Annotated in this window: 18 protein-coding genes; 10 read left to right on the top strand and 8 right to left on the bottom strand. The window is 45.4% G+C overall.

The genetic code is table 11. The features are described from left to right. Positions 1–172 precede the first annotated feature (172 nt). The 7 genes from ACLVWU_RS00855 to ACLVWU_RS00825 all read right to left on the bottom strand — a co-directional run bounded on the left by ACLVWU_RS00855 (position 173) and on the right by ACLVWU_RS00825 (position 6,766). On the bottom strand, positions 173–745 hold the full coding sequence (locus ACLVWU_RS00855; protein ID WP_413576570.1) for a 2'-5' RNA ligase family protein: 573 nt from the start codon (positions 743–745) through the stop codon (positions 173–175). Between the two features lie 307 nt (positions 746–1,052). Beyond that, positions 1,053–1,613, bottom strand: a complete 561-nt coding sequence (locus tag ACLVWU_RS00850) for a NifU family protein (RefSeq protein WP_413576569.1) — start codon at positions 1,611–1,613, stop codon at positions 1,053–1,055. Then, entirely contained in the window at positions 1,610–2,839 is a 1,230-nt protein-coding gene (locus ACLVWU_RS00845; protein WP_413576568.1) for an aminotransferase class V-fold PLP-dependent enzyme, read from the bottom strand. Before ACLVWU_RS00845 ends, ACLVWU_RS00850 begins: the two co-directional genes overlap by 4 nt. A gap of 9 nt (positions 2,840–2,848) precedes the next feature. Further along, positions 2,849–4,105, bottom strand: coding sequence for a Fe-S cluster assembly protein SufD (gene sufD, locus ACLVWU_RS00840; RefSeq protein ID WP_413576567.1), 1,257 nt, complete (start codon positions 4,103–4,105; stop codon positions 2,849–2,851). A gap of 10 nt (positions 4,106–4,115) precedes the next feature. Beyond that, positions 4,116–4,868, bottom strand: a complete 753-nt coding sequence (sufC, locus tag ACLVWU_RS00835; RefSeq protein WP_340598336.1) for a Fe-S cluster assembly ATPase SufC — start codon at positions 4,866–4,868, stop codon at positions 4,116–4,118. Between the two features lie 4 nt (positions 4,869–4,872). Continuing rightward, the gene (sufB, locus tag ACLVWU_RS00830; RefSeq protein ID WP_413576566.1) at positions 4,873–6,321 is read right to left on the bottom strand and encodes a Fe-S cluster assembly protein SufB; all 1,449 of its coding nucleotides are present in this window, start codon (positions 6,319–6,321) and stop codon (positions 4,873–4,875) included. Next, complete coding sequence (locus ACLVWU_RS00825) at positions 6,314–6,766, bottom strand: RrF2 family transcriptional regulator (protein WP_413576565.1); 453 nt, start codon at positions 6,764–6,766, stop codon at positions 6,314–6,316. The genes sufB and ACLVWU_RS00825 overlap by 8 nt, the downstream gene beginning before the upstream one ends. A gap of 166 nt (positions 6,767–6,932) precedes the next feature. Between ACLVWU_RS00825 and ACLVWU_RS00820 the strand changes: the two genes are divergently transcribed. The 7 genes from ACLVWU_RS00820 (at position 6,933) to ACLVWU_RS00790 (ending at position 14,307) form a co-directional block, all read left to right on the top strand. After that, entirely contained in the window at positions 6,933–7,796 is an 864-nt protein-coding gene (locus ACLVWU_RS00820; protein WP_413576564.1) for a hypothetical protein, read from the top strand. 85 nt (positions 7,797–7,881) lie between these two features. Continuing rightward, positions 7,882–8,619: a protein TolQ gene (gene tolQ, locus ACLVWU_RS00815; RefSeq protein WP_413576563.1), complete on the top strand. Its 738-nt coding sequence runs from the start codon at positions 7,882–7,884 to the stop codon at positions 8,617–8,619. 3 nt (positions 8,620–8,622) lie between these two features. Beyond that, entirely contained in the window at positions 8,623–9,045 is a 423-nt protein-coding gene (locus ACLVWU_RS00810; RefSeq protein WP_413576562.1) for an ExbD/TolR family protein, read from the top strand. Next, a complete protein-coding gene (locus ACLVWU_RS00805; protein ID WP_413576561.1) occupies positions 9,042–9,857 on the top strand; it encodes a TonB family protein in 816 nt (271 codons plus the stop codon). The genes ACLVWU_RS00810 and ACLVWU_RS00805 overlap by 4 nt, the downstream gene beginning before the upstream one ends. A 10-nt stretch (positions 9,858–9,867) precedes the next feature. Continuing rightward, positions 9,868–11,259 carry a translocation protein TolB gene (locus tag ACLVWU_RS00800; RefSeq protein WP_413576560.1) on the top strand — a complete coding sequence of 464 codons (1,392 nt, stop codon included), beginning with the start codon at positions 9,868–9,870 and terminating at the stop codon, positions 11,257–11,259. Continuing rightward, on the top strand, positions 11,252–13,555 hold the full coding sequence (locus ACLVWU_RS00795) for a glutamine-synthetase adenylyltransferase (RefSeq protein WP_413576558.1): 2,304 nt from the start codon (positions 11,252–11,254) through the stop codon (positions 13,553–13,555). Before ACLVWU_RS00800 ends, ACLVWU_RS00795 begins: the two co-directional genes overlap by 8 nt. A gap of 32 nt (positions 13,556–13,587) precedes the next feature. Beyond that, a complete protein-coding gene (locus ACLVWU_RS00790) occupies positions 13,588–14,307 on the top strand; it encodes a peptidylprolyl isomerase (RefSeq protein ID WP_413576557.1) in 720 nt (239 codons plus the stop codon). A gap of 53 nt (positions 14,308–14,360) precedes the next feature. Here ACLVWU_RS00790 and trxA read toward each other — a convergent pair whose 3' ends face one another. Continuing rightward, positions 14,361–14,705 (bottom strand): thioredoxin, encoded by a 345-nt coding sequence (trxA, locus tag ACLVWU_RS00785; protein ID WP_413576556.1) that lies wholly within the window; start codon positions 14,703–14,705, stop codon positions 14,361–14,363. An 85-nt stretch (positions 14,706–14,790) separates the two neighbouring features. Between trxA and ACLVWU_RS00780 the strand changes: the two genes are divergently transcribed. From ACLVWU_RS00780 to ACLVWU_RS00770, 3 genes are all read left to right on the top strand, one after another. Then, entirely contained in the window at positions 14,791–15,267 is a 477-nt protein-coding gene (locus ACLVWU_RS00780; RefSeq protein WP_413576555.1) for a DUF3015 family protein, read from the top strand. Beyond that, a complete protein-coding gene (locus ACLVWU_RS00775; RefSeq protein WP_413576554.1) occupies positions 15,257–17,077 on the top strand; it encodes a DUF4105 domain-containing protein in 1,821 nt (606 codons plus the stop codon). The genes ACLVWU_RS00780 and ACLVWU_RS00775 overlap by 11 nt, the downstream gene beginning before the upstream one ends. A 139-nt stretch (positions 17,078–17,216) precedes the next feature. Further along, positions 17,217–20,084 (top strand): hypothetical protein, encoded by a 2,868-nt coding sequence (locus ACLVWU_RS00770; RefSeq protein ID WP_413576553.1) that lies wholly within the window; start codon positions 17,217–17,219, stop codon positions 20,082–20,084. The last annotated feature ends 86 nt before the right edge of the window (positions 20,085–20,170 follow it).

Below are 20,170 nucleotides of genomic sequence, written 5' to 3'. Positions count from 1 at the left end.
ATCCCCCACTATGGCTCCTTACAACACTTGTGCCGACCAATAACGAATTGCTTGCTTCTCGCAGCGAACTTCTGTCCAGACACTTTACATGCGCTGTCTAGAAAATCACTTTATCAGAATTTTCCCTCTGAAAAACTTCTGTGAAACGCATTTCTATTTTGAGACGTTCCAGCTAAGTCCGTACTTTCAAATCAAATTGTCGATATTCCCTGAAGACAAAATCCTCGTCAGGAATAATCCAGGCAACCGATGAGAATGGAACACTCCACGGGCGGAACTTCGAGTTCAAAGTGGAATTGATTAATTGGACCTCATCAGGTTCACGCCCGGCCTCTGAAATGGTCATATGGGGAATAAATCCTTTGGTCAGAGGCAAATCAGTTCTGAACAAACCTGTTTCGTGAAGAGATTCTCTTAGTGCAAGAACAGGGTCTTTAGGATTGATGTCTAACCACAACAATCTTTTGTTCGGAGAAGTTACTGCGGGCCCAACCTCGATATCGAATTGATCTGTGACAAAAGCAATTCTTTCGATACTTTCAATGTCTTCTTTGGACGGAGCCTTCGCAAATGGCTGAGTTAGAGTTACATGTGCCATGGAAGTTTTGGCGGAGATGGGATCATACTCATTTCGAAGAGTATCCACCGATTGGCGAAGATCTCCATTGGGTACAAAAGCCAGGGTTCCAAATCTGAAATCTCTCATCCAGTTTTTCCACTGATCGCCTGATGCGTATATATTCATCAAATACTCCATATGAGGCAAAAATAGATCAGGTTTAATTCTAGATTGAACAGTGCCTAAGTGGAAGACATAGCAAAGCTTAGTATTTCGAAAAGAAGGCGTCTAGGAAAAGAATTGAACGCCGATGAAGAACCAAGCGCATGTCCGAGCACCATCACCGATTAACATCATGCGGAACCGCAGCGGTTCCGCATCGCACAATCAGGTCGTGCACTACTTTGGAGAAAGTGTGTCCGTACCTCACAAAAAAGCCCGCTCTCTCGAGTGGGCTTTTGACTCTCTGTAGTTACAAAAAGGGAACTGTTACCTAAAGAGGGATGACTTCGATGGTTGGGTTGAATTGGTCGCGGAGGATGCCTTCGATGGCCATCAAGGTTCCGCTGGTTGCGCTTGGGCAGGTGCCGCAGGCGCCTTGGTAGAATACGTAGAGTTTGTTTTCTTCGTATTTTACTACGTCCAAGTCGCCACCGTCGCCTTGTAGGCCTGGGCGTACGGTTTCATCCAAGATCTCTTCGATGCGTTGAACTTCGGGTGGAAGGCCTGCGCGTTTCAGCTTCTTTTCATCGGCTTGCGTGACATTGGGATTATGGATTGGCATGCGCGTTTGAATTACGGCGCAGGCATTTTTTTGAATCTCTTCCGGATCAGAATCAAAACTGTGAGTGATCGTGATCACGTTTTGGAACAAATGCACCTGACGTACACCTTCCACTTGGAACAGACTTGAAGCCAAGGGGCTTTGCTCTGCTTCCTGGATGGTGGTGTAAGTTGCCTTGCCGTCGGTCAATACCGGGCGGTCCAAAACGAATTTCCATGCGTTTGGATTTGGTGTTGCTTGAATTCTGATTAATACATCTTGCGTACTCATAACAATAACTCCCGGGCCTTCACCACGGCTTTAACTAAAGCATCAACGTCTTCACGACTATTATACACTGAAAAAGAGGCGCGCACTGTCCCCGGAACCCCAAGTCTAGCCATCAACGGCTGAGTACAATGGTGACCGGCTCGAACTGCGACACCTTCTTGATCCAAAATCTGGCCCACATCCGAGTGGTGAGCACCTTTCAGATTAAAGGATACCAAAGGTCCCTTGTCTTTCGAAGTTCCATAGATTTTCAAATCCGGAATCTCCAAAAGTTTGTCGGTTGCGTATTTCAACACGTCCATTTCGTAGGCGTGAATCTTATCCATACCGATCTTTTCCACGAACTCGATAGCAGCGGCTGTTCCGATTGCGCCTTCAATATGCGGAGTACCCGCTTCAAAGCGCGTCGGCACATCATTGAAAGTGGTTTTTTCGATCGTCACTTTCGAGATCATCGAACCACCACCTTGATAAGGCGGCAAAGTGTCTAGAATCTCTTTTTTTCCGTAAACTGCACCAAAACCAAATGGACCAAACAACTTGTGAGCCGAGAATACGAAGAAATCCACATCCCAGGCTTTTACATCCACTTTCTGTTGAGACACGATTTGTGCGCCATCAACCAGAACTTTAGCACCCGCTGCGTGAGCAAGCTTAGTCAAACCCGCCACGTCGATATTCGTACCCAAAACGTTCGAGCTTGCCGTGAATGCAACCATCTTGGTTTTGCTGTTCAATTTCTTTTTGAAATCTTCGATGTCCAGCTCGCCATTATCCAGAATATCCACCGCGACAACTTTGGCGCCGGCTTTTTCAGCGACCATTTGCCAAGGAACGATATTCGCATGGTGCTCCATGATGGTGATCAAAATTTCATCGCCCGCCTTAAGGTTTTCAGAACCCCAAGTATTTGCCACGAAATTCACACCCTCAGTTGTCCCACGAACAAAGATAATTTCTTCAACCTGTCCAGCGCCCAGGAAGCCCGCAATTTTATGGCGAGCCCCTTCAAAGCCCTGAGTCGCGATGTCCGCCAGATAGTGGGCACCACGATGAACATTTGAAGATTCATACAGATAGAAATGCGCAATACGATCAATCACTGATTTTGGTTTCAGTGTCGTTGCGCCACTATCCAGATAAAATAACTTTTTGCCGTGAACCTTTTGGGTCAACGCGGGAAACTCATTTCGAATTTCTGCAAAAAGCTCGTTCAAGTTGCTCATTTTACCTTCTTAGTTCAAATGCAGGCGCGCAAACGCCTCATCCAAATGTTTAGTCAGCCATTTCTGAATACGCTCATCTGAAACCTTGTACAAGACTTCAGACAAATAACCGTAGCTTAGCATAGCAATCGCTTTGTCTTTGGAAATCGCACGGGACAACAGATAGAAAAGCTCTTCCTTATTCAGCTGACCTACAGTCGAACCGTGACCCGCCTTGACGTCGTCTGCATGCACTTCAATAGAAGGCTTGCTGTCCGCTTCAGCTTTATTGCTTAAAAGAAGATTGTTATTCAACTGCGAAGAATCCGCTTTCTGCGCATCTTTCTGAATCAGAATTTTACCGCAGAATGCAGAACGACCTGATCCATCCAAAATACCTTTGTACAATTGGTGAGTAGCACACTCCCCAACCGCATGATCAATCAAAGTCGTGTTGTCCACGTGCTGTGTTCCTTGAACCGCATAGATTCCCAGAACTTGCGACGTGGAGCCTTTTTCTTTCAAAACCAAATCAAAGTTATGACGGGAAAGTTGTGCGCCCGTCGAGAAAGCCAGGCTTTCAAGATTCGCGTGCTTGCCCAGGCTGATTCGCGTGCGACCGATATTGACTGCATTCAGGCTTTCCGCTTGAACACGCACGTAAATCACATTGGCGCTGTCGCCCACCTGCAGATCAAATACAGAGTTCGCGAAATAAGATGCGCCCCCTGTGCCGTAGTGACTTTCCAAAACTCGCAAAGAAGATCTTGCACCCACTTCCAGGCAAATACGAGTGTTCGCCATCACCGCAGAGCCAGATTCATTGGATGTGAAGAAGACGAAATTCACAGGTTTTTCCACAGATGTATCTTTTGCTAGGTGCACATAGAACGGAGTTTCTGCGTAAGCCCCATTCAATGCATCGAATGTATCGTCGAACTTGTCTGAGTATTCAGACTGCTCACGCATATTCAAGCCCGCTGGCAAATCCGATGACAATGTCTTGTTGAAGACACCGTTAAAGAAAACCAGATTCGTGAATTCAGGATTAAGATTTTTTTGAATAGCCACCATTGTGTCGTGACTAGGTGAAACCGCATTCAAAGCGCTTGGCAAAAAGCTGTTGTCAGCCAGAACCTTAACGCTGGTGTAGTGCCACTCTTCATCCTTGCGGGTTGGAAGACCCTTTTTCAAGGCATAGTCATAGCCCGCCTGACGGAAGGAAGCCAATGCGCCTTTCGCCGGATGTGCCTGACTGAATTTTTCGTAAGTCGAAAGTAAATTCATATGCCTGTCCTTAGTTGATCAACCAGTCGTAACCTTTTTCCTCTAGCTTCAACGCCAAGGAAGAGTCACCGGTTTCAACAATTTTTCCACCAAGAAGTACGTGTACGTAGTCAGGTTTGATATAATCCAACAAACGCTGATAGTGAGTAACCAGGATAATCGCGTTGTCTTTGCGACGAAGTTTGTTCACACCGTCTGAAACCACACGAAGGGCGTCGATATCCAGACCGGAATCTGTTTCATCCAAAAGCGCCAAGCGCGGAGACAAAACTGCCATCTGAAGGATTTCGTTTTTCTTCTTCTCGCCACCCGAGAAACCTGTGTTCACTGGACGATCCAGGTACTCAGGCTTCATGGAAACCAGTTTCAATTTTTGCACCAGGAATTCACGGAACTCGCCCTCAGGCATTGGTTCAGAACCTTGATGTTGCAATACAGAGTTAAAAGCTGTGTGCAGGAAAGTGAAGTTAGAAACACCCGGAACTTCAATCGGATATTGGAATGCCAGGAAGATGCCTTCTTTGGCTCTTTCATCCGGAGCCAGCTCCAGAAGATTCTGCATCATGAAGTTGATTTCGTATTTAACTTCGCCACCGGTCACTTCGTAAGCCGGATGACCCGCCAATACTTTGGACAAAGTGGATTTGCCGGAACCATTGGGTCCCATGATGGCGTGAACTTCACCCGCTTTTACAGTCAGGTTCAGGCCTTTTAGGATTTCTTTTTCTTCAACACGTGCATGGAGGTTTTTAATTTCTAACATGATATTATCCTACTGAATTTTCCAATTTCATTTCGATCAACTTCACGGCTTCAACTGCGAATTCCAAAGGAAGCTCTTTAAATACTTCCTTACAGAAACCGTTCACCAGCATTGAAATTGTTTTTTCCATATCCAAACCGCGGGATTGCAAATAGAAGATCTGATCTTCACTGATACGTGAAGTCGTCGCTTCGTGTTCGATCGTCGCAGTTTTATTTTTAACTTCGATATAAGGGAAAGTGCTCGCCGAGCTTTTATCGCCAACCAGCATGGAATCACACTGCGAGTAATTACGTGCATTTTCCGCTGAAGGCATGATCTTCACCTGGCCACGATAAGCATTCGAAGATCTATCTGTAGAGATACCTTTCGAAATGATTGTCGATTTTGTGTTTTTACCAATGTGAATCATTTTAGTGCCGGTATCCGCTTGCATCAAATCGTGAGTCAAAGCCACGGAATAGAATGCACCTTCGGAACCATCTCCTTGCAAAATACAAGAAGGATACTTCCAAGTGATTGCAGAACCTGACTCAACCTGAGTCCACGAAATTTTCGAATTCTTGCCAGCAGCCTTACCACGTTTGGTAACGAAGTTGTAAATGCCGCCTTTGCCTTCTTTGTCGCCCGTGTACCAGTTTTGAACTGTCGAGTATTTGATTTCCGCATTATCGTGCGCAATCAACTCAACCACAGCTGCGTGAAGTTGATTTTCATCACGTTGAGGAGCCGTACAGCCCTCTAGGTAATTCACGTAACCACCTTCGTCACAAACCAGCAAAGTTCTTTCGAACTGTCCTGTGTCTTTGGCGTTGATACGGAAGTAAGTGGACAGATCAATCGGGCAACGCACTCCCTTAGGGATGTAACAGAAAGAACCGTCAGTAAAGACAGCTGCATTCAATGCCGCATAGAAATTGTCTGTGTATGGAACGACAGAACCCAGATATTTTTTAACAAGTTCAGGATGTTTCGCAACCGCTTCAGAAATAGAGCAGAAGATCACTCCCGCTTTTTCCAAAACTTCATTGTGAGTCGTGCCGACAGAAACGGAGTCAAAGACCACGTCAACTGCGATACCAGAGATACGTTTTTGCTCGGACAATGGAATGCCGAGTTTTTCAAAAGTCTTAACCAACTCGGGATCCAGATCATCCATAGACTTAGGCTTATCCGCGTCTGATTTTTTCTTAGGTGCAGAGTAATAACGAATCGCCTGGAAATCGATAGCCGGATAAGAAACGTGTGCCCATGTTGGCTCAGTCAAAGTTAACCAGTGACGGTAAGCTTTCAAGCGATAATCCAACATCCACTCTGGTTCATTTTTCTTACCAGAAATCAGTTTGATGATTTCCTCAGTCAAACCCAATGGAGCCTGGTCCATTTCAATATCAGTGGTGAAACCGTATTTGTATTCGTACGTATCAAGAGGGTTGTTCTTGTTGTTATCCATGAATCACCGTCTCAGAAGGTTTTTTCGGCATCGCAGTTCTTTCAACTAGAAGATCTTTCAAACTGACGGATTTATAAAAGTCAGTGAGCTTGTTATTCAAAGTCGTAATCGGAGAAACAATGTTGCAAGTCCCTTGAATTTCACAAGGCACTTCCTTGTGCAGGCACTTCACCAAAGCAGTCGGACCCTCGATGACTTCCACTAAATCGTGGATAGAAACTTTTGCGAGGTCCTTAGTGATTTGATAACCACCGTTGGCACCGTACTCAGCGCGAAGAAATCCGCCTTTTTGTGCCATCTGTTGCATCACACGAGCAGTTGCATCAAAAGGAGTATTAAAGGCATCAGAGACCTCTTTTGCAGAAGTCAGCTCCCCTGGAATTTTTTGGCTCATGTACTTCAAAGCCATCAATGCGTATTCTAATTTCCGATTGATCTTATTCATGTGCTCACCCGACTATTACGAACCAGTTATCTAATAGAAAGCCAATTGAAAAACAAGATGAAATACGCCTAATTTTAGCGTATTTAAGATTGTGACAGGAATCTTTCCGTTAGTTTGGAAAAAAGGTGCTGATTTCGGCATCTTAGAGTGCTATACCAAGGCCCATATGCGAGTACTGTTAGCAACAATTGCGTCCCTCACGATGGTTGGTTTTATTATCCTTATGACCCGTATTTGGGGAATGGGACAAACCTTCCAAGAATACAAATCCCCTTTCTTTGACGGTCAGACGCCGTATGTATCTGTAAAGACTCATACTTTGGCAAAAATGGCCGAGGCCGTTGATGCCCGTCCCGACGTGATTATCTGGGCTGATGTGCGTATTTCCAAAAATCGCGTTCCATTCATTCTGCCTCCAAGCCGTGACGTTGAGTTCTTAAACGAAAAGCTTGAAGAGCAAAAAGCAAATCCGACAGCTCAGATCATGCAGGGAAACAAACTTTCAGATTATTCCTGGGAGCAGATCAATGAGTTCTACAAAAGCACTCCCGCTTTGAAAGAACTGTACGAAAAATTCCCCAACACGCGCTTTATTTTGAATGTCGTGGATAACGTCACTGATGTGGATGTGATTGTCTCGGAAGCCTTACAGGGCTTGAAGTCTGAACATCGCACCATTGCTCAAAGTGATACGAATCTGATCATGGCTGCGATCAAAAGCCTGCAACCCACTTGGTTATATGGATCGGGTCGACCGGATTTGATGCGCCTGATGAGCTTCGATTCCTTGTGGGTTTTACCTTCCACACAATTCAAAGGCGACGTATTCATCGCTCCATTTAAAATGTTGGGCCGCCCTGCATTTAACGACAACGTCATTGCGGAAATGCGCCGTCGTCACAAAAAAATCTTCCTGATCGTAGAAAACGAGGAAGAGTTCAAACGCGCGATGGACTATCAAGCTGATGGTTTTATCAGCAACGACATCGCTCAACTGAACAGCTGGCTGAATCAGTACTCTAAAAAATAATCACGACGATGGTCCTGCGCCATAGGGACATCGCGGGTTGATCTCAGGACCTTTTGGGCATAAGGTTGAACATGGAGGTCCATCTATGTTTCCACTTTTTGTTCAGGTCGCTGAGGCCGCACCTTCTGTATCGGTTAATACGAGCTCATGGGATGCAATTGCACAGGCTAGTCCTGTTGTTCAGCTAACACTTTTGATCCTGATTGTTCTGTCTGTTTTTTGCTGGGCAATTGGATACACAAAATTCCAACAGTTTAAAAAGATGCGCACAGCGGATGATCTATTCCTGAACAAGTTCTGGAAAGTGAACTCTTTGGATTCCCTTTACGAAGACATCGATCAATATAAAGATTCATCAGTGGCACGCGTTTTCAAAGCAGCTTATCTGGAAATGAAAAAGATTTCCGAGTCCCCGCTTTTGGCACGCACTGAAAATGACAAACCTATTTTGTCAGGCATCGACAATCTTGAGCGTATCATCAACAAGGCAAACGAAAATGAAGTTTCCAAGCTTGAATCCCGCCTAACAGTTTTGGCGACGACAGGCAGTACCGGTCCTTTCATTGGGTTATTCGGAACTGTTTGGGGTATCATGCAGTCTTTCCACAAAATCGGTCAGACGGGTTCAGCAAGTCTTGCGGTTGTGGCACCTGGTATCTCGGAAGCCCTGATTGCAACGGCGATCGGTCTTGCGGCTGCGATTCCTGCCGTGGTTTTGTACAACGGTTTTATTTCCCGTATTCGCAAACAAGAAATTACTTTGAACAACTTTGGCGCAGACTTCCTGAACATTGTTAAACGCAACTTCTTTCAAGGAAACTAAGTCATGGGAATGAGTGGCGGCGGCGGCGGTAAAAAAAGCCGCGCGACATTAAGTGAAATCAACGTGACGCCTTTGGTGGACGTCATGCTGGTTCTTCTGATCATGTTCATGGTGACAACTCCCCTGATGCAACAAGGGATTGACGTGGATCTTCCGAAGACTTCGTCATCCGGAGTTGAGATGAACGAAGAGCCCTTCGTTCTGGTAATTGCCGCTGATCAAAAGATGACCATTGCTAAAACTCGCATTCAGATGGACGAGCTAAAACCAAAACTCAAAGCCATCTTTGAACATAAAAAGAACAAACAAGTATTCATCCAAGCAGATCGCAAAGTGGATTACGGCTTCGTCGCGGAAGCCATGGCGGAAGTGCGCGCTGCTGGGATCTTTAACATCGGACTGGTTACGTTACCTAAAGACAAGTGAACCAAGTAAATACAGATAAACCTCAGACTGATTCACTCAACCGCGGCCTGGCGATCTCCTTTGGTCTTCACGTCGCTTTGTTGATTTTCTTTGTCGTAAAGGCCACCTTCTTTACGCCTGAGGCTATTGATTTTACCCAAGCAGTTCGCGTCGACATGGTGGGACTGCCTGACAAGCTTGATCCGAACAATCTGCCACCAAAACCTGAAGCCAAAGAAAATCCCAAGCCCGCTCCAAAACCAGAACCGGTTGTGGAAAAGCCTGCGGAAAAAGCGCCTGAACCTGTTAAACCTGAAGTTAAGCTTCCAACTAAACAGGCAAAAAAAGATGATGGCGTAAATCTTGAGAAAGTTAAATCCAAACAGAACGATGCCTTGGATAAACTTAAAGCCATGGCCGCGATCGAAAAACTAAAAGAAGAAGCCAAGAAACCAGCGCCGGTATCAGGTACAGGCAAATCCTCTTCGGATGCCGCCCCGATCAAAGGCAATCAGTTGTCCCCGGGAACTGCGTTAACAGGACTTTCAAAACTGCAGCACGACACATATGGTTCTGATCTTGATCGTCACATCAAACAGCACTGGGCTTTGCCTGAGTGGCTGGCTAAGCGGGATTTAAAAGCACAAGCGCGTGTATATATTGATTCCCGTGGAAACATTTTAGATCGTAAAATTGTTAAATCGAGTGGAAATCCCGAGTATGACGAACAGGTTCTGGCGACATTGGATCGCTCGGCACCTTTTCCAGCTCCGCCTGAGAAATTTCAATCACTTGTCAGCGTGGACGGGATTCTAATCGGCTTCCCAGAGTAAGGAGATACCTATGATCCGACTTCTATGTGTGGTACTTGCATTCGTCGCCTTTGCACAAACTGGCGCAGCCCAAGAAAACGGCAGTGGCATTTACATCAAACTGGGTGAAGCTCGCACAAAGAAAAGTCTTTTGGCTTTTCCGGCACTTCAATACTTCGGCACTCCGGCAACAGCTTCGCGCTATCACGCAACGGGCGCTGAAATCTATAACGTCGTTAATAACGACCTGGCAGTTTCCTCTTACTTTCAATTTATCGATTCCAAAGCCTTCCTTGAGGATCCAAGCAAAACAGGTCTGACACCAGCACCGGGAAATCCTGGCGGCTTCAAGTTTCAAAGCTGGTCAGCAATTGGTGCGGATTTCTTGATTCGCGCTGGATTTTCAATCGCCGGTAACGATGTAACTTTGGAAACCTATCTATACTCTGTCAGCAAAGCGACTTTGATCGCTGGCAAAAAGTATAAAGGCCCGGTTTCAAGCGCCCGTCGCATCGGTCACACTTTCGCAAATGACATCCTTAAAGCCCTGACTGGAACTGATGGTATGTTCCTGTCCCGCTTGGTGGTGACTTCGGACCGCGCTGGTGGCCAGGCCCGCGAAGTTTACTTGATGGACTGGGACAGCGCGAACTCCATGCAGATTTCAAAACACTCGAGTGTGGCGATTTCTCCGGCATGGTCTCCTGATGGCACAAAAGTGGCTTACACTTCCTACGTTAAACGCGTTGGTTCCAAATTCAGAAACGCCGACATGCTGTTGTTGGATCTTAAATCCGGCAAACGTTCTTTGATTTCCTATCGCCAGGGTATTAACTCAGGCGCATCGTTTTCCCCGGATGGTAAAACAATCTTCCTGACGATTTCCCAAGGTACAAGCCCTGACGTTTACAAAATGACTTACGATGGAACTTTGTTGGGCAAAATCACCAACGGTCCCGCAGGTGCAATGAACGTTGAGCCGACGGTGTGCCCAGGCGATGCAAATAAAGTCGCGTTCTCCTCTGACCGCGCTGGCAAACCGATGATCTACACGATGGATGCCAATGGCGGAAACGTGAAACGTCTGACTTTTGCGGGAGTATTTAACTCCTCCCCTTCATGGTCACCGGATTGTAAGAAAATCGCTTTCGCCGGCCAAAGTGACAGCAACTTCGACATCTTTGTGATGAATGCAGATGGTTCCGATATGATCCGCCTGACTTCAGCGAAAAAATCGAATGGCAAGATGTCCTCGAATGAAGATCCTTCGTTTTCTCCGGACGGACGCTTCGTTATTTACACATCCAACCGCACCGGAAAAAATCAGGTTTATCTTTCCACTGCTGATGGCAGCGAAGAACGTCGCGTAACCAATGATAATTACAACTACTTCAAACCGAAGTGGTCTGTAAACCTTGAGTAATCCCTCCTTCGAATCTTCTTTAAGATTCAAACGCAACGGGATCTGGTCCCGTTGCGCCAACTTGGCAAAAGCCAACTCCGAAGATCCACTAAAAACATGTCATGACTGGAGTGCCGCAGCTGATGAGCTTTTAACAGAAGCCTTTCAGCACTGCTTTACCAGCGGTGATGTAGCATTGTTTGCCCTGGGTAAACTGGGCTCCAGCGAACTCAACTTAAGCTCTGACGTGGATCTTCTGATTGTTTCGCAGAATGAAGACGAAAAGCACTTAAAGATGTTAAGGCAGTTTCAAAAAGCACTTAGCGAGCGCACTGCCGACGGATTTGTTTTTCGTGTTGATTTTGACTTGCGCCCCGGAGGTCGTCACGGACCGTTGATTCCCTCCATTGAACATTTTCGCGACTACTACGGAAATTATGGGGAAACCTGGGAGCGTCTGGCCTTCGTAAGATTACGTGCAATTTGCGGCAGCGGTGATGTCATTTCCGACGTCACTTCGTTTGCGCGAAAGTTTTCATATCGCCGCCATCTTGATTTCACCTTGTTCGATGACTTGAAACATCTACGAGGCAAAATCCAGAATCACTATCATACACAATCCGCCGGCGATGCTATTGATTTGAAAATGGGTGTTGGGGGAATTCGCGATCTGGAGCTATTCACTCATGCTTTGTTAGTGGTCCACGGTGGAAAGGATCCTTCCCTGCAATTGCGCGGAACTGTTGAAGCTTTGCAAGCCCTAGCTGCGAAAGCTTTGTTGCCACGGGCTGAATCTGATTTCTTAATCGCACATTACGGAAATCTGCGAGGACTTGAAAACTACGTTCAAGCCTTAAACGACGAGCAGACTCATTTATTGAAGTTAAAAGAATCTCATCCGCAGTTCGTGATGAAGGCACTCGCGACGCTTCCTGAGGAAATGAAGCACTGTGATCAGATAGTTAAGTCTTTGCTGGGCGAAGCTCCGGAAAGTGCCTCTTTAGAAAATGAATTGATCACCTTGGGTCTTCCTGAATCAGATATTCAGGAGTTGTGGAATGAAATTATCGAGCAGGAAGTGCTTTCCCGCAACAAAGGGCGTGATGAGAACGCACGCAAAGCTTTTTTGCAGGAGTTTATTCAGACATTGAAAATTCAGGGTGGCGATAGTCATCGGGCGCTCCTATTTCTGAAAGATTTCATTCGCAGTACTCGTGCCAAGGCCAGTTTCTTTACTCTTCTTCTGCGTGAAAAAGAGCTTATGAAAAAACTTGCCTGGCTCTTTGCCCACTCTCCTTACCTGTCGCGCATCCTGTGCAGTCGTCCAGAACTATTGGATTCTTTCGTGTATCGCGCACAAAACAGTCTTTCCGAAGATCTGGGTTTGCTACTGGAAGAACTTGCGGAAAAGAAACTTCTCTCTGAACTGGTCAATGGCAGTCGCTTTTTGGAATCGCGTGATCTGCCGGAACTACTGACGAACCTGACGTTCACTGCAGACACCACGGCCCTGGCTTTGCTAAATGCACTAAAGAAAGATTTTCCCTGCTCTGTGCAAATTCTTGCTTTGGGCAAATGGGGTGGGCGCGAACTGGGGTTTAAATCAGATCTTGATTTCATTTTCGTGATCACTGGCGAACCCTCTGACAATGATTTCAAACTGGCGAAAAGATTCATCTCGCGCATGACTGAACCCCATCGCGGTGGAAATATTTATTCCATCGACATGCGCCTGCGACCCTCCGGCAAAGCAGGTCCTATCGTGATTCCGCTTAAGGACTTACAAGATTATCTATCTCAGGAATCTGAAGTTTGGGAACGTCAGGCTTATTTGAAAGCAAGATGGATTGATTATGCAGGACCGGTGCTTGCGCAGGAATTTTCCGGCAAAGGTCTTGGCACTGAGCAACTGATTGAACTCAATCGCATTCGCACTGAACTCATCACCAAGTCCCCAGATTTGAATTTGAAATTCAGCGAAGGCGGAATGGTCGATGTGGAACTTGCGATTCAGACGGTTTTACTGAATGAAAAGATCACTCCCAAAGATACTTCGACAGAGGCATTTCTGACTGTAAAACAAGCACATGCCCCTGAGCTGCTTGCGAACTACGTCTATTTGCGTCAAGTCGAACAGATGTTGCAGCTGATAGCGTCAGAAGCAACGGCCGAAGTGTCCTTAAATCACGAGTCCTTTCATAATCTTGCTGTGGCGCTTAATACTACGCCTGCAAAGCTTCTCGAAGAAATCTCTAAGAGAGTTTCTGACAACGTCACTATCCTGAAGGAACTTGACCCTCGTCGGGGCCCTCACTAATAGTTGTCCTATAACTAATCAGGAGTATTTAGATGTCGAAGAATATCGATATTAAAAAGGTATTTTGGATTTACCTTTTCGCGTTCTTGCTAGCAGCTTTCAGTTTCCGTGCGGAAGCAAAACCAGCTGATGGCGAAACTAAAGAAAAAGCCGCGGCAACAGAAACGACTGATAAAGCTGCAGCTAAAAAAACTGCTGATAAGTCAGCCACTAAAAAAGATTCTAAAAACAAGGATAAACAGATGTTTGCAATTTTCGAAACGAACAAAGGTAATTTTAAAGTTAAACTTCTTGCTGATAAAGCCCCGAAGACAGTTGAAAACTTCGTAGGTCTTGCAGAAGGCACTAAAGAGTGGACTGATCCTAAAACTGGCGAAAAAGTTAAAAAGCCATTTTACGATGGTTTGACTTTCCACCGCGTGATTAAAGATTTCATGATTCAAGGTGGTTGCCCACTTGGAACTGGCACTGGTGGCCCAGGTTACCGTTTCGACGATGAATTCCCAGCTGGTCAACAAAAGCACTCTAAGCCAGGTATCCTATCTATGGCGAACGCAGGACCTAACACTAACGGTTCTCAGTTCTTCGTAACTACTGTTCCAACTCCTTGGTTGGATGGTCGTCACGCGGTATTCGGAGAAGTTGTTGAAGGTATGGACGTAGTTCATTCCATCGAAAATTCAAAAACAGGCCCAATGGATCGCCCCGCTGAGCCGGTTATCATGAAGCACGTTAAGATCGTAAAAGAGTAGTCTTACACTTCGATGAAATAAAAAACCCGCCTCGATAAGAGAGCGGGTTTTTTTTATTCTTTTTCAACCTGAGACATATCGACTTCTTTAGCGCGCTGAACGATTTGCTCAAGGATGTCCTCATTCACAGCACCAGGTTGAACGAAAATGATCGCTTGTTCCTTAATGACCGCCAAAGTTGGAATTGATTTGACCTCAAAACTTGCTGCGATTTCAGGCTCTTCATCTGTATTTATTTTTAAAAACTTTACGTCAGGATGCTTCGCTGCCACGGCATCAAAAATAGGTGCAAAACGTTTACACGGACCACACCACACAGCCCAGAAGTCTATGATTACTATCTGGTTTTCTTGAACTAGTTGTTGGAAATTCTGTTTGTTTGCCTCAACTACCGACATATTTCACTCCTTGACCTACAGTAATTTCAGTTTGTAGGAAAACCGAGATTGAGTCAGCATAAATAAAAAACCACAGGAGGTTACATTGAAAAAGGTACTAGTTACGGCTTTATTTCTGTTCTCTGCAAACGCATTCGCCGGTGACGCAGGTTGCGGTTTGGGTTCCATGATTATCACTAAGAACACAAAAGGTTTGCAGCTTTTGGCTCTAACTACAAACGGTTCCTTGCTGACTCAGTTCTTCGGTATCACTTCTGGTACTTCTGGTTGCTCTTCAAGCGGTATCGTAATGAACGATAAAGAAGTTCAATACTTCGTTGAAGTGAATCAAAAAGAACTTTCTCGTGAAATGGCTCAAGGTCATGGTCAACTTTTGGCGACTTTGGCTGAAATGAAAGGTTGCTCGAACACTCAAGCTCAAGTGGCTTTCGGTTCTTTCACTCAAAATTCATACTCAAACATCATCCCAGCAGCAAACACATCTGCAGCTGATATGGTTTCTAACTTGAACAATGAACTTGCTGGTCAAAAGGATCTTCAAAACCTTTGCCATGGTTCGTAGTCTTTTAGCTACTGCGTTTCTATTGATAGCCCCACTTTTTACGTGGGGCTTTTCATTGCAGACCACCTCGAATTACAAAGAACAAGCGCTGACCAAGAATCTTGATAAGTCTGCCGCCTGGTTAAAACTGGGACACTATCGAAAAGGTTTATCTGGCCGCTATCACTCCCCAATACAAGGGAACTACTTTATCTCCGCAAATGGATCAAAAGATCCTAAGGCAGAACTACTTGCTACTATCGATCTGCTTTTCACTGAAGGCACAGCCAAAGAACAGTGTCGCTACTTGGCCCGCACAGCATGGCTTAAATCTGAACTAGGTATTTCTGCAGCTGATTTGCTTGAGTGTCCCGAACGAGTTCAATGGAAAAAACAACTGGGTGTCACTGAAGCTTATATTGTCTTTGCAGCGTCTGATCTTTCCAGCGCACCTTCCAGCTTCGGTCACACATTCTTACGATTGCACAATCCTAAAAACACCGGACAACTTGATCTGTTGGACTATGGAATTAATTATGCCGCTTTTACCGGCTCTGACGGCGGTGCACTTTACGCACTAAAAGGTATCTTCGGATACTATCCGGGCGTTTATTCGATGCTTCCTTACCATCAGAAAATCCAGGAATACTCAAATCTCGAAGGACGCGATCTGTGGGAGTACAAGTTAAAACTCTCTCCCCAGCAAGTCGATCTTATGCTCGATCACCTGCTGGAGCTTGAAGGTAGTTACGCTCCCTACTATTTCGCTGATGAAAATTGTTCGTCACAAATGCTGGAACTTATTGAAGCTGTGTCCCCTGAAACAAACCTGACCGAACAGTTTCGTGATTTCGTAATTCCCTTGGATTCACTTAAAGCCATTTCCAATGCGGGTTTACTTGAGAATGAAAAGTTGCGAACATCTCTGCAAACTGAATGGCGTTCCCGCTATGCGAACTTGAACTTTTCAGAGCGCTTCGCATTGCGATCAGTCTTAGTTAATAAGAACGACAGCAGCGAATCCTATCAAGGCCTTGCAAAAAAAGAAAAAGCCGAGACACTTGAGGCAGCCCTTAGCTATCTATCCATTCAAGAGTATCGCGATCAGAAAGAATACGGTGATGAACGATATCGGTTGTCAGTGGCCCGTGCAAAACTGGGTGCAATCACTGATCCGGTTCAGATTACTCCTCCTAAATCACCGTTACTAAGTCCGCCCACTGCTGCTTTTTACTTGGGTTACGGCAAGGACGACTACCAGGACTATTACCAATTCAAATTTCGTCGCGGATTTCACGATTTGCTATCTGATGACAGCGGACTTGCACCGTTTTCGCAGTTAAATTTCTTCACTTTTGATGTGCGCTACAAGCCGGAACTGAACAACTGGGATCTTCACGAGTTTGTTTTGCTAAGCATTCTATCCACCTCACCATGGACTCAGCTGGAAAAGCCGAACTCCTGGTCCGTTGAAGTGGGAACCACACCAAAACTATCTCCGTACGTGAATGGTGGAATTGGTGCGAGCTTTGACTTCCCGATTCTTAAGGCCACTCGCTGGTCGCTATTGGCGGTCAGCGAAAACTCTGATTTGGCTTCCACCGCGAAACCCTATTTGGGTGCGAATTCCATGTTTATGATGAAGTGGGTTGATACATTCCGAACTCTGTTTCAGACGAAATACCTTTATTCAACTTCAGAGGGACGCTTCGTGTGGAACAACTACCTGGCAGGCTCGAAGTCCTATGGAAAAGTAGAGTTTCGCGCAGAATATTCCAATAAAGACGAGCTCGAAAGCTGGGGGCTTTCCATCGTACTTCCGGCACCGTGATGTCATTATTATTGACACCCCCGTGACCGAAAGAGGCCCAGTCTCAGTCTGAGTCGTTCCAGGTGCTTTATATTACTTATGACAGGTCCGTGACTTGCTTATCTCTTCAGTAAGGCAATTTGCCCTTTGAGGAGAAACTATGTTTAAGGCTTCTTTAACATATAAAAGAATGATCAGCTTACTTACTGCATTTGTGGTGAGCTTTTCTTCAGTATCTCCGGCAATTTCAGCCACTTTGACCAAAACAGAGGACAAACGCGCTAAGCAAGATGCTGCCATCATGGAAAGCGCTGGCTATCGTGTTCAGGTCGACTATGAGAACAAAATCACACGTGTTTTCGAAAAGAAATCAAACATTCCTGTTATGGAAATACCATTCGCTGACGAACAAAATCTGCGCAAGTATTCTCCGAAGAATATTGAACGCCGCCTTTTGAATGATATGGGCAAAGTATGGACTGGCAATAAGGCAGCGTTCTCGCACTCCTTGCATAATCTGGCACCTGAATCAGTGATGTTCTTTATGTCCATGGGTCTGGTCATCGCGGGTCAATTGGTATTTAACTACTCAATGAATCCAGTCGCGGCTGACCAACACGTCGCCCATTCATTTTCCCCAATGGGAATCATCGGTTTCCAATTGTTCATGTATTCCCAAGGTGCTGCTTCAAACGTTCTTTCGATGTACATGAAAAATCCAAAGTATCATGCCTTCATTCCTTACTTGGGTATGACGGTGGGTGCGACTGTTCAGGGTATCGCCTCACAAATCGTTGCAGATCCTAATGTGAAAGCCTGCGCCAAAACTTGGATGGGCAAAAAGTTAACTGAAGCTGACATTCAAAGTGGTGCAGATGCAGATCCATGCGAAAAGGCCTATGAACATCTGGTTATTCACAAGAAAATCTGGGAGATGGCTCCGAATATCACTTCAATGTTGATCTCATCTGCTGTTGCTGCCGGCCTTGAAAAAGGCATCGTGCTTGGTCTTAACGCTCAAAAAGCAAATATCATCCGTATGACGGGTGTGGATATCGTGACTTGGCTTATGCCGGGAACAACTCAAGTAAAAGGTCTGCGCTTCTTGCTAACAAAAGGTTTGAAACTTTCAGCGTTCGTAGCACTGGATCAGCTTTTCATGCGCTCCGTGACTTATGCCTGGAGAAATATCGTAGATGCTCCTGAGCTTTACACAGCGACAGAGAACATAGAAAAAGAAATGAATGCGATGAAGCCTCACTGGGTGAATAGCTATGAGGTACCAATTCAATCAAGACTTAAAACTTTCCGCGAAAAAATGGCTGCGTGGCGCATGGCCAACCTGGCTGATGTCCATGAGGCAAGTCAGAACTGGCAGAGTGCCCTTATGCAACTGACGCAAGGATATAAATCTGCTGAGAACTTCTATGGCGACTTCGTTCAACAAGCTCGTCAAGATCGATTTGATCGCAACGATACCGCAAATATCACTCTTGCGTCCCCTCTTAATGGAGTTAAGGCTGATGGTATGAAAGCGGGCCCGGACGATTCCTACCATAACGATCCAAAATTCATCGAACAACGCCAAAAGTACACCCTGCATGATGCGGCAGCAGCTTCAACGATGATTTTAAGTTCACCAGAATTTAAAAAAATGACTCCAGTACAGCAAAAGAACTTCACGACTATCGTAAACGGACTGGGTAATAAAGACTTAAACAAAGTGGTTACGGTATTCAATCTTATGAACAGTGAACTTCGTTCATTGTCTGTGAAACAAAACGCTGGCGCAGATGCGATTTACTACAAGTTGCTTACTCAAGTTCAAACGATGGTTGGAAATCCAAAACCACAATTGGCAATGGGTGAAGCTTGGGTAAAATCGTATGTATCAAGCCCTGGCACATATGAAAAAGTCAGCAATACAAACTACTACAGACGCGTCGGCATCTTCGCAACACCACAAATTTCAGACTATTTTGTTATGCAAATGGTCTGCGGTCCCGACGTGGAAAAGGGTCAACAAACCGTCCGTGACGTAACGGGCTTCCCTTCAGTATTCCTTCCTCCTTCAATCGGAAATCCAGCTGACAGTTTTCAAGAATGTGATCCTTCTTTGACGCAAAAATTTAAGGCAATTGCACCAACCGCTTACACGTGGGGGGTGAATGCCAAAAACGGAAGTTACAATGGTGTCGTCAGTTACCTTCTGGCAGATATTCGCCCATCAGTTTTAGGAACAGCAACAAAACCAGCGTTCGATACTTGGTGGAAAGAAAACACGTACAGCCAAATGAAAAAGGCCTTCGACACATACAGCATGGAATACGATAAGATCGTTGTGAACTTGATCCGCAGCCTTTACAAAACAGGAAGAATCCTGATCAATGCAGGCCCAGCCTACAACGGTGCGATGAATGCGATCTTCCAGGAGGAAAGAGTTTATCTTTCGATCCTGAATGACATCATGAATCCGAAGCCTACTTATAAGTTAGATTTTGAAAACATCCTGAATCAGTTTCCAAACGATCCACTTCTAAAAGAAGTTGAAGCTGAATTCAACACGATGAACCGTCTTATAAAAAAAATTAAAATCGTGACTGTTGATGGACGCGAAAGAGTCCAGTCCACACTTGAAAATTCTGAGTTAGAAGAACAAGAACAAAAGATCCAAGCTGCATTGTTGAAAGTAGCTAAAATCATGGGTGCAAGCTCTGAAAAAATGGAACCTAAGCAAAGCGAAGATCCATTCGCGGCATTGGCAGAAGAAGATGATTCAGCTCCGAAAGAACCAGTGATTGCACAAAAGTTCACGTTAACAAAAGCACAAATCAACGTGGTGACGACGGTCCTTGAATCCCTTCAAAGCCTGGCATCAGAGATGAAGTCTTATGGTGCCATCGCGAACGCCGTCAGCTGGGATAAAATCAACAACCTTAAAGAGGTCGATGTGTTGACTAAAAAGTTCAACAACATGGTTCAAAAGCAAATGGCTGACTATAGAGCTTTGAGCTTGGGAGCGAAGTAAGGAGCCGCCTCATTTTGAGACGGTTTCCCGGGGTAAACGCCGGAACGCAAAAAAGGTCACTGATTTCGATTGTTAAACAGGCCAAA

It is taken from the genome of Bdellovibrio sp. HCB290, assembly GCF_047305925.1.
Taxonomy (GTDB): Bacteria; Bdellovibrionota; Bdellovibrionia; order Bdellovibrionales; family Bdellovibrionaceae; genus Bdellovibrio.
The sequence above is the reverse complement of the archived record's forward strand: the minus strand, read 5'-3'. Positions and strand labels throughout refer to the sequence as shown.

What these genes read in the sequence shown, in the direction of transcription:
- ACLVWU_RS00855 (WP_413576570.1), bottom strand. Translation starts at nt 745, where the DNA reads ATGAATATATACGCATCAGGCGATCAGTGGAAAAACTGGATGAGAGAT.
- ACLVWU_RS00850 (WP_413576569.1), bottom strand. Translation starts at nt 1,613, where the DNA reads ATGAGTACGCAAGATGTATTAATCAGAATTCAAGCAACACCAAATCCA.
- ACLVWU_RS00845 (WP_413576568.1), bottom strand. Translation starts at nt 2,839, where the DNA reads ATGAGCAACTTGAACGAGCTTTTTGCAGAAATTCGAAATGAGTTTCCC.
- sufD (WP_413576567.1), bottom strand. Translation starts at nt 4,105, where the DNA reads ATGAATTTACTTTCGACTTACGAAAAATTCAGTCAGGCACATCCGGCG.
- sufC (WP_340598336.1), bottom strand. Translation starts at nt 4,868, where the DNA reads ATGTTAGAAATTAAAAACCTCCATGCACGTGTTGAAGAAAAAGAAATC.
- sufB (WP_413576566.1), bottom strand. Translation starts at nt 6,321, where the DNA reads ATGGATAACAACAAGAACAACCCTCTTGATACGTACGAATACAAATAC.
- ACLVWU_RS00825 (WP_413576565.1), bottom strand. Translation starts at nt 6,766, where the DNA reads ATGAATAAGATCAATCGGAAATTAGAATACGCATTGATGGCTTTGAAG.
- ACLVWU_RS00820 (WP_413576564.1), top strand. Translation starts at nt 6,933, where the DNA reads ATGCGAGTACTGTTAGCAACAATTGCGTCCCTCACGATGGTTGGTTTT.
- tolQ (WP_413576563.1), top strand. Translation starts at nt 7,882, where the DNA reads ATGTTTCCACTTTTTGTTCAGGTCGCTGAGGCCGCACCTTCTGTATCG.
- ACLVWU_RS00810 (WP_413576562.1), top strand. Translation starts at nt 8,623, where the DNA reads ATGGGAATGAGTGGCGGCGGCGGCGGTAAAAAAAGCCGCGCGACATTA.
- ACLVWU_RS00800 (WP_413576560.1), top strand. Translation starts at nt 9,868, where the DNA reads ATGATCCGACTTCTATGTGTGGTACTTGCATTCGTCGCCTTTGCACAA.
- ACLVWU_RS00790 (WP_413576557.1), top strand. Translation starts at nt 13,588, where the DNA reads ATGTCGAAGAATATCGATATTAAAAAGGTATTTTGGATTTACCTTTTC.
- trxA (WP_413576556.1), bottom strand. Translation starts at nt 14,705, where the DNA reads ATGTCGGTAGTTGAGGCAAACAAACAGAATTTCCAACAACTAGTTCAA.
- ACLVWU_RS00775 (WP_413576554.1), top strand. Translation starts at nt 15,257, where the DNA reads ATGGTTCGTAGTCTTTTAGCTACTGCGTTTCTATTGATAGCCCCACTT.
- ACLVWU_RS00770 (WP_413576553.1), top strand. Translation starts at nt 17,217, where the DNA reads ATGTTTAAGGCTTCTTTAACATATAAAAGAATGATCAGCTTACTTACT.